Origin of the sequence: Herbaspirillum sp. YR522 (assembly GCF_000282575.1) — a bacterium.
Taxonomy (GTDB): domain Bacteria; phylum Pseudomonadota; class Gammaproteobacteria; order Burkholderiales; family Burkholderiaceae_D; genus Herbaspirillum.
The window spans coordinates 135,118-143,389 of record NZ_AKJA01000010.1; the positions used below are offsets into that span (position 1 = coordinate 135,118).

Sequence of the window (8,272 nt, forward strand, 5' to 3'; positions counted from 1 at the left end):
GGGAACACAGAAAAAGCCATGCCACTTGCAACAACCGAAGAAATCGTCGCCGAATTGCGCGCCGGCCGGATGGTCATCCTGGTCGATGAAGAAGATCGCGAAAATGAAGGCGACCTGGTCCTGGCGACCGACTTCGTCACGCCCGAAGCCATCAATTTCATGGTCACGCACGCGCGCGGCCTGGTTTGCCTGACACTGACCGAACAACATTGCGACCAGCTCGACCTGCCGATGATGGCATCGCGCAACGGCACTGCCTTCGGTACCAATTTCACCGTCTCGATCGAAGCCGCCGAAGGCGTCACCACCGGTATCTCGGCTGCCGACCGGGCACGCACCATCCGGGTGGCCTCGGCCCGCAACGCCAAGCCGTCGGACCTGGTCAACCCCGGTCACATCTTCCCGCTGCGCGCGCAGAAGGGCGGGGTGCTCATGCGTGCCGGCCACACCGAAGCCGGCTGCGACCTGACGGCGATGGCCGGCTTGACCCCGGCCGCCGTGATCTGCGAAATCCTCAAGGAAGACGGCACCATGGCGCGCCTGCCGGACCTGATGGAATTCGCCGACAGGCACACCCTCAAGATCGGCACCATCGCCGACCTGATCCATTACCGCAGCCGCAACGAGAGCATCATCGAACGCTTGGCCGAACGCGAGATGCAGACCGTGCATGGCACCTTCAAGGCGGTCGCCTATCGTGATACCCCCAGTGGCGGTGCGCACCTGGCGCTGGTGCATGGCGAGGTCCAGCCCGGCGACGAAACCCTGGTGCGGGTGCACCAGCCGGTGTCGATCCTCGACCTGCTCGAGTCCGAGGTGACGACCCACTCGTGGAACCTGGCCGCGGCCATGAAGGCCATCAAGGCCGCGTCCAGCGGCGTGGTGGTCTTGCTCAATTGCGAAGAGTCGGCGCAGCAGATGTTCGACCAGTTCGGCGCACTCAACCAGGTTGGCAGCCCGGCGGCAACCAAGCCGGCGCGCGCCGACCGGATGGACCTGCGCACCTACGGTATCGGCGCCCAGATCCTCAAGGACCTGGGCGTATGCAAGATGAAATTGCTGGCCAGCCCGCGCAAGATGCCATCGATGGCCGGGTTCCAGCTCGAGGTCACCGGCTACCAGGCGCGGGAGGCGCTGTAAGTACTACCGTACTGCCCGTATCGCCCAAGACGGATCAACAACATACAAAAGGAATAGTCATGACCATCGGAACCTACGACCCCAACCTGGATGGCGCGGACCTGCGCATCGGCATCGTCCAGGCGCGTTTCAACGAAGACGTCTGCCACGGCTTGCTGGCCGCTTGCCTGGCCGAACTGAAGCATCTCAACGTGGCCGATGAAGATATCCTGCACGTGACGGTTCCGGGCGCGCTCGAAATCCCGCTGGCGCTGCAGAAGATGGCCGAGACCGAACAGTTCGATGCGCTCATCGCGCTGGGCGCCGTCATTCGCGGCGAGACCTATCACTTCGAACTGGTCTCCAACGAGTCCGGCGCCGGTATCACCCAGGTCGGCCTCGACTTCGGCGTGCCCATCGCCAACGCGGTGCTGACCACCGAGAACGACGAGCAGGCCGAGGCGCGCATGGCCGACAAGGGCGCCGACGCGGCCCGCGTGGCCGTGGAAATGGCCAACCTGGCGATCGTGCTCGAAGAACTGGGCCAGGCCACCGACGAAGAGTAATAGAGTAAGCCAGGTGTCGACGCGCCACCCGGTGCTGCGTCGACGCTGCAGTTTCATGTCATTCCCGCTAGCAACAATCATGGCTCCGAGCCGAAATCATCATGTCCAACAAAGCTGAACACGCCAATTCGAACAAGAACCGTACACCGCGTCACCGCGCTCGCGAATTCGCGTTGCAGGGCTTGTACCAGTGGCTGCTCAATTTCGAGTACACCGGTGTCATCGAAGCCAACATCCGCGAAGCCCACGGCTTCGACAAGGCCGATGCGGAGCATTTCGACATCCTGCTGTCGGGCGCCATCCGTGATGCCGAGCTGTTGCGCGCCGATTTGGCGCCGCTGATCGATCGCCCCATCAAGGAACTGTCGCCCGTCGAACACGCGGCGCTTCTCATCGGTGCCTTCGAACTGAAGAACCAGCCCGAGATTCCCTACAAGGTGGTGATCAACGAAGCAGTCGAATTGACCAAGTCCTTCGGCGGCGTCGATGGCCACAAGTACGTCAATGGCGTGCTCGACCGCTTCGCCGCGCAGGTGCGCCCCACCGAAGTAGGCGCCAACCGCCGCTGATCGTAGCGCCGCGGCGACAGCCTGCTGTGGCCGCCGTTTTGCCCGCCGGTCGCCTCCCCACCTCCCGTAGAGCTGCCTCATGAACCTCGATCAAGTCGCTTCGCGCGTGCATAACATCGCGCCTTTCCATGTAATGGAGCTGTCGAAGAAGGCGGCCATCCTGGAGCAACAGGGGCGCGACATCATCCACATGGGAATCGGCGAGCCCGATTTCACCGCGCCGCCGGCGGTGGTGGCGGCGGCTAACCGCGCCATGGCCGATGGCCAGATGCAATACACCTCCGCGGTCGGCTTGCCGGCCTTGCGCCAGGCGATCTCCACCAACTATCGCAACGTGTATGGCCTGGATGTCGGCCCCGAGCGCATCGTCATCACCGCCGGCGCGTCGGCGGCCTTGTTGCTGGCCTGCGCGGCGCTGGTCGAGAAGGGCGCCCAGGTGCTCATGCCCGACCCGTGCTATCCCTGCAACCGACACTTTGTCGCCGCCTTCGATGGGCAGGCGCAACTGGTGCAAAGCGGGCCCGAACAGCGCTTTCAATTGACCGCGCAGGTCGTGCGCGAGCAGTGGGCCGAAGCCACCCGTGGCGTATTGCTGGCTTCGCCATCGAACCCGACCGGCACCTCGATCCTGCCCGACGAGCTACGCGCCATCGTCGGCGAGGTGAGGGCCCGCGGCGGTTTCACCATCGTCGATGAGATCTATCAGGGCCTGTCGTACGAGGGCGCACCCTTCTCGGCGCTTTCGCTGGGTGAGGACGTGGTGGTGATCAACAGCTTTTCCAAGTATTTCAACATGACCGGATGGCGCCTGGGCTGGCTGGTGTTGCCACCGTCGCTGGTGCCGCAGGTCGAGAAACTGGCGCAGAACCTGTTCATCTGCGCCTCGTCGATCGCCCAGCATGCAGCGGTGGCGTGCTTCCTGCCCGAGTCGATTGCGATCTATGAACAACGCAAGGCCGAATTCAAGCGACGTCGCGACTACATCGTGCCGGCCCTGGAGAGCCTGGGCTTCAAGGTGCCGGTGATGCCGGACGGTGCCTTCTATGTCTATGCCGATTGCAGCGCGCTGTGCGACGATGCCGACCGATTGAGCCTGGACATGTTGAACGAAGCGGGCGTGGCGCTGGTGCCGGGACTCGATTTCGGGCCATTCACGGCACTCCGGTATATCCGCCTGTCGTATGCCACGTCGATGGAAAACCTGCAGCGGGCGGTGGCGCGACTGCGCGAATTCTTCGATCGCCGCCAGCGCGCCTGATCGTTGCCGCCACCACAAAAAAAAGGAGCCCAAAGGCTCCTTTTTTGCGTGTTGAATACCGGTAATATTCAATCGCAACACGCTCATAATGCAGCGAGTTGTTCTTCCGCCTTGGGCTTGTCGGCCGCCACTGCGGTCGCGATCTTGCCCAGCGGCGGCTTGACTGGCACGGTCGCCGGCAACGGGTCGGCGCTGGCCGACACGCTCGGTGCTGCCGGTGGCAGCTTGACCGTCGCGGTGGTGTAGATGGACACGTTCTTGCCCATCGCCACCTGCTTCAGGTTCTGGTATTCCGACAGCACCTTGATGCCGTAGCCGCCGTCATTGGCCATCTCGGCGGCACCGACATAAGTCTTCAAGCCGGCTTCGATGGACCCGCCACGGGTGACATACTCCTTCAGGATCTGCGAACCCACGCGGATGTTGGCCACCGGATTGAGCGCCGCCTTGATGCCGCCCAGTTCCTGGAACTTGTCGTGGTGCACCTTGGACATCACCTGCATCAGGCCCTGTGCGCCCATCGGGCTCTCGGCAAAGGGATTGAAGCGCGATTCGATAGCGATGACCGACAGGATCAGCAACGGATCGAGCTTGATATCACGCGCGGTCAGGTAGGTGGCCGACACCAGCATGTCTGCCGCATCGCTGGCCACGCGATAACGCTTTGCCAGCCAGTTGGTCACCAGCTTCTGCTGGCGCGGGTTGCCCAGGAACTGGTGATCCTCGGCCGACAGCACCGGCTTGACGGCCGCGACCGCATTGGCCGAGGCCGCGGCGCTGGCAATGGCCGGAACGGTGGCCACGGGTGCGGCGGGCGCCATCAATTCTGCCAACGGCGGCGTCACGGGAGCATCTGCAGCCTGTACCTCGTCGGCATCATCCGAAAAGGGCGACATGCTGATCAACCGATCTGCCAGGTCCGGGTTGAAGAACATCAGACCCAGGACGAACAGGGCGGCCACGCCGAGTATCGTGACTACTCGGTGGGCGGCACTGAAAAACTGGCCGATACGCTCACCCAGGGACGAGCTTGCGAAACCGGCGCGCTGAACCATCTGCGGGGTGCCTGCTAAAGGCGCCTCGGTAGCTTGGTTGGACATTGAACCTCCTGCGTTATTGCGGCAAATACAGGGCTCTCCGGCCAAGAAGTGGAGACCGGACAGCGGGACTGAAGATGCTGCAATCAAATTACGTTACCGTCGCAAGGCGTTACGGCAAGTAGCCATCCGCGAGGCCTGCTGGCCATGCCGTCGGATGACATGTTTCGGGGAGTAAGGCTGACGCCTTGGATGACACTTCTTAGTTGCTGGGACCCCGGTCCCTGAATACCTTGCTGCTTGTTATGGTTATTTCAAGCCTCGTTGTTGAGCTTCAAGCTCTTGCCCTTCGGTGTAGGGTGCGCGCATTGTAGAAGCCACTTTATATCGAGTCAATACTATGGAATCGTTTCTTTATAACTTTTGCATCTCATATTGCACGTGGCCTTCCTTCAAAAATCAATAGAATCAAGCGTTTGCCGGCGAAACCTGCACTGGCTGTTATGAGAAAAGAAATTTTTTAAACGTATGAAATACACTGATTTACGCGATTTTATTTCCAAGTTGCAACAAATGGGCGAGCTTAAACGGGTGTCGACCCCGGTTTCTTCACATCTGGAGATGACCGAGATCTGCGACCGCACGCTGAGGGCCCAAGGCCCAGCGCTCCTTTTTGAGCATGTCGACGGCAAAAATATCCCGGTTCTCGCGAATCTTTTTGGTACGCCTCGTCGCGTGGCCTTGGGCATGGGGGCTGCCGACACCAGCGAACTGCGCCGTATCGGCCATCTGCTGGCGCGGCTCAAGGAGCCGGAACCTCCCAAGGGGCTCAAGGATGTCCTGGGCCTGGGGACGCTGGTCAAGTCGCTGTGGGACATGGCGCCCAAGGAGCGTTCGTCGGCGCCGTGCCAGGAAGTGGTATGGGAGGGCGCCGAGGTCGACCTGTCGCGGCTGCCTATCCAGCATTGCTGGCCGGGCGACATCGCGCCATTGATTACCTGGGGCCTGGTGGTGACCCGGGGGCCGAACAAGAAGCGCCAGAACCTGGGTATCTATCGGCAGCAGGTGCTGGGGCCCAACAAGGTCATCATGCGCTGGCTGGCCCATCGTGGCGGCGCGCTGGATTTTCGCGAACACTGCATCGCCAACCCGGGCAAGCCCTATCCGGTGGTGGTGGCGTTGGGTGCCGATCCCGCTACTATATTAGGTGCCGTCACGCCGGTTCCCGACAGCCTGTCGGAGTACCAGTTTGCCGGCCTGCTGCGCGGCAGCCGTACCGAGCTGGTCAAGGCCATCGGCAGCGAGCTGCGGGTGCCGGCGTCGGCCGAGATCGTGCTGGAAGGGCATATCTATCCCGATGCCAGTCATGGCTCGGGCTACGAACATGCACTCGAGGGCCCGTACGGCGATCACACCGGTTACTACAATGAGCAGGACTGGTTTCCGGTCTTCACCATCGATCGCATCACCATGCGACGCGAGCCGATCTATCACTCCACCTACACCGGCAAGCCGCCCGACGAACCCGCCGTGCTGGGCGTTGCCTTGAACGAGGTATTCGTGCCGCTGCTGCAGAAGCAGTTTTCGGAGATCACCGATTTCTACCTGCCGCCAGAGGGATGCAGCTATCGCATGGCGGTGGTACAGATGCGTAAATCCTATGCCGGGCATGCCAAGCGGGTGATGTTCGGTGTGTGGAGTTTCCTGCGCCAATTCATGTACACCAAGTTCATCGTGGTGGTCGACGAGGACGTCGACATCCGCGACTGGAAGGAAGTGATCTGGGCCATCACTACGCGCGTCGACCCGGTGCGTGACACGGTGCTGGTCGATAACACGCCGATCGACTACCTTGATTTTGCCTCTCCCATCAGCGGCCTGGGCAGCAAGATGGGCATCGATGCCACCAACAAGTGGCCCGGCGAAACCGATCGCGAATGGGGCACGCCCATCGTCATGAGCGACGACGTCAAAAAGCGGGTCGACGACATCTGGCAGGAGCTGGGAATCTAGCAGGCATGTCGCGTCGGTCGCTGCAACGATGGCCGACAAAACAGGCAGCCCCGCCGGCGGTGATCAATTTGCTGGCGGGAAGTTGTCAACATGAAGTACAATTCGATTTGGCGGGCCCCTGCGCATTGTGGCATGGTCAACCTGGTCAGGTCGGGAACGAAGCAGCCACAGCCATTTCCTGCAAGTGCCGCAGACAAGGCTCGCCTCTTATTACTCCCGGTGTCGACGTGCCGTCGCCCTATACGCTAAGCAATAAGCGCTAAGCACTATTCTCCGCAGTACCTCCCCCCCGATTCCGTTATCGCCTCACCCAGGCCAGCGTTGCGCTGCAGCCTGGGCGATAAGCGCATTGTCATCGTCAACCCCGGTGACCGCCGGCGGGTGCCAGCTTGTCGGCCAGTATCGCCGAGACGCCGACGAAGGCCGGGTATTGCGCCGTGATGACATAGGTGGGAATGGCGGCGGTGTACGCCGAAAAGCGGCCCTTGTTCTCGAAGCGCGCACGAAACGGCGACTGCGCAAAGTAGGCGCCCATATGCGGCACCACGCCACCACCGATATAGATCCCGCCCAATGACCCCAGCGTGACCGCCAGGTTGGCGGCCACCGTGCCGAGCATGGCGCAGAACAGGTCGACCGTCTCGCGCGCCAGCGCGTCACCCGGCTCCAGCGCGCGCCCGACGATGTCGCCGGCCTTCAGGTCGGCGGCGGGCAAGCGCTCGATCCAACGCAATGCGCGATAGATCAATTCCAGCCCCGGGCCCGACACCAGGCGCTCGGCCGAGACGTGCTCGAAGCTGTTCCAGCAATAGGCCAGGATCGCCGCCTCGCGCGGCGTGAATGGCGAGAAGGCGACATGCCCGCCTTCGCTGGCCAGTGGCATCCAGCGCTGCTCGCCACGTATCAATCCTCCCACGCCCAGGCCGGTGCCGGCACCGACCACGCCGATCGGCAACCCGGCCTCGGCCTGGCCGCCACCGATCTGCCACAGGTCGGCCGGCTGCAGTTGCGGCACCGCCATCGACAGCGCCGTGAAATCGTTGACCACCAACAAGGTATCCAGGCCCAGCGATTGGCGCGCCGCCTCGATCGAAAATGCCCAGTCGTGATTGGTCATCTTGATCTGGTCGCCGTGCACCGGGTTGGCGATGGCCACGACCGCATGCCGTACCGGGGCGTTGCCGGCCTGGTCCAGGTAGGCCCGCACGGCATCGGTGAATTCGCGGTAATCGGCTGCCGGCAGGGTGGCGATCTGTTCGGTTTGCCCGGGCGCGGGTTCCAGCGCGAAGCGGGCGTTGGTGCCGCCGATGTCGGCCAGCAGGCGCGGGCCATCGGCATATTGATGAGGTCGGGGGGAGAGCACGCTCTGCATGGCCGTTTCCTGTTAGGCGCCAGCGGCGTGGCGCCACCGGCAAAATGATCGGATGAAGGGAGCGGCGCGCCGTCCCTTCTCTCCTATGAGGCGCCCGCGGCCATCAGGTTCCAGGCCAGCTTGCGGCGCTGGGGGCGGCAGGGTCAGGCCGCCACGATCAGCGCTCTGCCATGTGCTGGGCCAGTGCCTCGCGCATCTGCTCGATGACGTCGCTCCAGTCGCCACGAGCGGCCTGGCGGAAGATGGTGAAGTTCTGGTACCAGGGGGTATCGGTGCGATCCATCTGCCAGCGCCAGCAGGTGTTGGCGCGATTGAGCAGCCATACCGGCTTTTCCCTC

Annotated in this window: 8 protein-coding genes and 1 other RNA gene; 6 read left to right on the plus strand and 3 right to left on the minus strand. The window is 62.7% G+C overall.

Annotation, left to right across the window (positions count from 1 at the left end; translation table 11 throughout):
• The first annotated feature begins 18 nt into the window (after positions 1-18).
• From ribBA to PMI40_RS01455, 4 genes are all read left to right on the plus strand, one after another.
• Positions 19-1,140: a bifunctional 3,4-dihydroxy-2-butanone-4-phosphate synthase/GTP cyclohydrolase II gene (gene ribBA, locus PMI40_RS01440; RefSeq protein WP_008111364.1), complete on the plus strand. Its 1,122-nt coding sequence runs from the start codon at positions 19-21 to the stop codon at positions 1,138-1,140.
• Between the two features lie 59 nt (positions 1,141-1,199).
• Positions 1,200-1,685, plus strand: a complete 486-nt coding sequence (gene ribH, locus PMI40_RS01445) for a 6,7-dimethyl-8-ribityllumazine synthase (protein ID WP_008111365.1) — start codon at positions 1,200-1,202, stop codon at positions 1,683-1,685.
• Between the two features lie 101 nt (positions 1,686-1,786).
• Complete coding sequence (gene nusB, locus PMI40_RS01450; RefSeq protein WP_008111367.1) at positions 1,787-2,254, plus strand: transcription antitermination factor NusB; 468 nt, start codon at positions 1,787-1,789, stop codon at positions 2,252-2,254.
• Positions 2,255-2,333: 79 nt separating this feature from the next.
• A complete protein-coding gene (locus PMI40_RS01455; protein WP_008111368.1) occupies positions 2,334-3,512 on the plus strand; it encodes a pyridoxal phosphate-dependent aminotransferase in 1,179 nt (392 codons plus the stop codon).
• An 83-nt stretch (positions 3,513-3,595) separates the two neighbouring features.
• Here the strand turns inward: PMI40_RS01455 and PMI40_RS01460 are convergent, their stop codons facing one another.
• Positions 3,596-4,612: a lytic transglycosylase domain-containing protein gene (locus PMI40_RS01460; RefSeq protein WP_008111370.1), complete on the minus strand. Its 1,017-nt coding sequence runs from the start codon at positions 4,610-4,612 to the stop codon at positions 3,596-3,598.
• A 465-nt stretch (positions 4,613-5,077) separates the two neighbouring features.
• Between PMI40_RS01460 and ubiD the strand changes: the two genes are divergently transcribed.
• Together ubiD and ffs are read left to right on the plus strand one after the other, a co-directional pair.
• A complete protein-coding gene (gene ubiD / locus PMI40_RS01465; protein ID WP_040501488.1) occupies positions 5,078-6,562 on the plus strand; it encodes a 4-hydroxy-3-polyprenylbenzoate decarboxylase in 1,485 nt (494 codons plus the stop codon).
• 109 nt (positions 6,563-6,671) lie between these two features.
• Positions 6,672-6,770: signal recognition particle sRNA small type (gene ffs, locus PMI40_RS23130), an RNA gene on the plus strand.
• Positions 6,771-6,920: 150 nt separating this feature from the next.
• On the opposite strand, the gene PMI40_RS01470 is transcribed toward ffs, so the two are convergent.
• Entirely contained in the window at positions 6,921-7,934 is a 1,014-nt protein-coding gene (locus PMI40_RS01470; RefSeq protein WP_008111374.1) for a glucokinase, read from the minus strand.
• 157 nt (positions 7,935-8,091) lie between these two features.
• The coding region (locus PMI40_RS01475; RefSeq protein WP_008111376.1) for a hypothetical protein at positions 8,092-8,272 on the minus strand (181 nt) is incomplete at its 5' end.

Excerpts from the sequence above, each read along its gene's own strand:
- ribBA (WP_008111364.1), top strand. The coding sequence starts at position 19 with ATGCCACTTGCAACAACCGAAGAAATCGTCGCCGAATTGCGCGCCGGC.
- ribH (WP_008111365.1), top strand. The coding sequence starts at position 1,200 with ATGACCATCGGAACCTACGACCCCAACCTGGATGGCGCGGACCTGCGC.
- nusB (WP_008111367.1), top strand. The coding sequence starts at position 1,787 with ATGTCCAACAAAGCTGAACACGCCAATTCGAACAAGAACCGTACACCG.
- PMI40_RS01455 (WP_008111368.1), top strand. The coding sequence starts at position 2,334 with ATGAACCTCGATCAAGTCGCTTCGCGCGTGCATAACATCGCGCCTTTC.
- PMI40_RS01460 (WP_008111370.1), bottom strand. The coding sequence starts at position 4,612 with ATGTCCAACCAAGCTACCGAGGCGCCTTTAGCAGGCACCCCGCAGATG.
- ubiD (WP_040501488.1), top strand. The coding sequence starts at position 5,078 with ATGAAATACACTGATTTACGCGATTTTATTTCCAAGTTGCAACAAATG.
- PMI40_RS01470 (WP_008111374.1), bottom strand. The coding sequence starts at position 7,934 with ATGCAGAGCGTGCTCTCCCCCCGACCTCATCAATATGCCGATGGCCCG.